The organism is Planktothrix sp. FACHB-1355, from assembly GCF_014748295.1.
GTDB lineage: Bacteria > Cyanobacteriota > Cyanobacteriia > Cyanobacteriales > Aerosakkonemataceae > Aerosakkonema > Aerosakkonema funiforme_A.
In genome coordinates, this window is sequence record NZ_JACJUP010001100.1 from 1 (window position 1) to 2,357 (window position 2,357).

At 45.8% G+C, this 2,357-nt stretch carries 2 protein-coding genes; both read right to left on the reverse strand.

Translation table 11 applies throughout. The features are described 5' to 3' along the window. A partial coding sequence (locus H6S82_RS29455; RefSeq protein ID WP_191057196.1) for an efflux RND transporter permease subunit occupies positions 1-602 on the reverse strand: 602 nt, incomplete at its 3' end. A gap of 120 nt (positions 603-722) precedes the next feature. Beyond that, positions 723-2,357 (reverse strand): efflux RND transporter periplasmic adaptor subunit (locus tag H6S82_RS29460; RefSeq protein ID WP_191057197.1); only part of this gene is annotated, 1,635 nt, incomplete at its 5' end.

The following is a 2,357-nucleotide window of genomic DNA, read 5'->3' on the forward strand; positions in this document are numbered from 1 at the left end:
AACTTTTCCGGGTCAACTAATACTTGATATTGGCGAACATCGCCCCCATAAGCGACAACTTGACTGACTCCCGGCACAGCTAAAAGGCGATTGGTTACTTGCCAATCAACGATGCGCCGCACTTCCATCAAATCGATTTGAGATTGGGCGGTTTCGTTGGGAATAGTGAAAGCATATTGCAGTACCGTGCCCACAGGAGAACTAATCGGAGAAATTTGCGGCGTTTCTACTCCTTCCGGCAATTTACTTTGAGCTTGTTGCAATCGCTCTGTGACTAATTGTCGAGCTAGATAAATATCAGTTTCCCAGTTAAAGATAATTTTGACAACGGAAATTCCCGCCGCACTGGCAGAACGTACTGCTGTTACTCCCGGAGTCCCGTTTACCGAACTTTCAATCGGTAAAGTTACGAGGGATTCGACTTCTTCGGGAGCGAGTCCCGGTGCTTCGGTTTGAATTTCCACTTGGGGCGGTGCAAAGCTAGGAAATACATCTAAAGGCATTTGGATGATGGTACGAAATATCCAAATCGTCACCACAATTGCACCCAAAATAACTAACCAACGACGGGCGATCGCCCATTTGATAATCGCACTAAGCATTGTTGTATAGCTAGGGACTAGGGGCTAGGGGCTAGGGACTAGGGAAGAGGGAAGAGGGAAGAGGGTTACGGAATAAGGGATAAAAAGTATGCCACAAACGATTGCTATTTGCTGTAGTAATTACCGCTTTTCTAATGCTTGCAATTCATAAATCGGAATGTCGGATTCTGAAAAGTTTGTCGGCATTGGGCGATGCTGAGTGCGACGAGTCGCCCAAACAGTACCTCCCCAGAAAGTAAAAACTGCGATCGCACCACCAGCAGGTATCGCCCACCACCAAGAGACTGGTAACTGGGTAAGTGAAGGAGTGGGGGATTGGGAGAGTGGGGGAGTGGGGGAAGTATTATGTACATTTTCTCCCGCTTTTTTAGAGTCACCGCGTAAAGATTGTGCGTAAAGTTGCGGTGCGCGTTGCGTGACTACTAAATCTCCTTCAAACAAACCAGTTTTTACTTCCACCATATCCCCAGAAGTTTGACCTAAAGTAACTTCAACTGGTTGATAGTTATTACCGTTTTGTACGTAAACCAGTTTCTTGCCATTTGCTTCCACTACAGCGGAATTGGCGATCGCCAAAATCGGTGTGGCTGTCTTATCTGTTAATACTTCCAATTCGGCAAACGTACCCGGTTTGAGGATGCCGCTATAGTTTTCTAATTGAGCTTTTACAGGCACTACTCGCGTTTCTGTTTCTACCAACGAACCAATTACCGTAATATTTCCCCTAAAGGTTTGGTTCGGTAAACTGGCAACTTTCACATTTACCTGCTGACCGATTTTGATTTTATCTAAATCTTTTTCATAAATATTCGCAGTGGCAAAAACCTGGCTGTCATTGACAATCGTCATTAACTTGCCGCCCGCATCCTGGAATGATTGACCGAGGCTAACTTCTCTGTCAGCAACTCTACCAGCAATAGGAGCATTCACCGTCACCAATCCCTTATCGTTAGCGCGATTTCCTAATTGTTGCAGTCGAGTTTGATAGGTGGCATTACTCAGTTTCACACGAGATTGTGCTACTTCAACAGCCGATTGAGCGCGTTTGAGTTGAGCTTCGGCTTCTAATACTTCTCGGCGGCTGTGAGCTTTGGTAAGTTGGGCTTTAGCTTCTGCTAATTTACCTTCCGATTCGCGCAATTCCCTGAGAGGCAAATCCACTTCGGCGCGTTTTACCTGGCTTTCGGCTTCAAGAACATTCGGACGACTTAAAGCTTTGGCGAGATCGGCTTTAGCTTCTTGCAGATGAGCTTGGGATTCCAGCATTTGCCGTCGTGGGAGAGCGCCTTTTTCGACTAATTCTTTATCGCGATCGTACTGTTCTTGTGCAACTGACAATTCGGTTTTAGCTCGCGCTATTTCGGCGTCGGCTATTTGAATTTGACGTTGATAATTTTCTTGAGCTACTTTTAATACTGCTTGGCGATCGACCAAATTTTTATCGCGATCGTACTGCGATTGCGCCGCTGTTAGTTGAGTTTGAGCTTGTGCTATTTCGGCATCGGATATTTGACGCTGACGCTGATAATTTTCTTGAGCTAGCTTCAAATTTGCTTGAGCTTGTTGTAAATCTGCTTGAGCCTCAGCTTGTTTTTCCTCAGAGTTAACTCGCAGTTCCACTAATTCCGGCGCAGCAACGACGGCGACGGGTTGACCCTGTTTGACAACTGCACCCGGTTCTACTAATAACTCAACAATTTTTCCGGGAATTGGCGCTGTTACTTCTACTTTTTGGCTGGGTAGGGTTTCAATTAT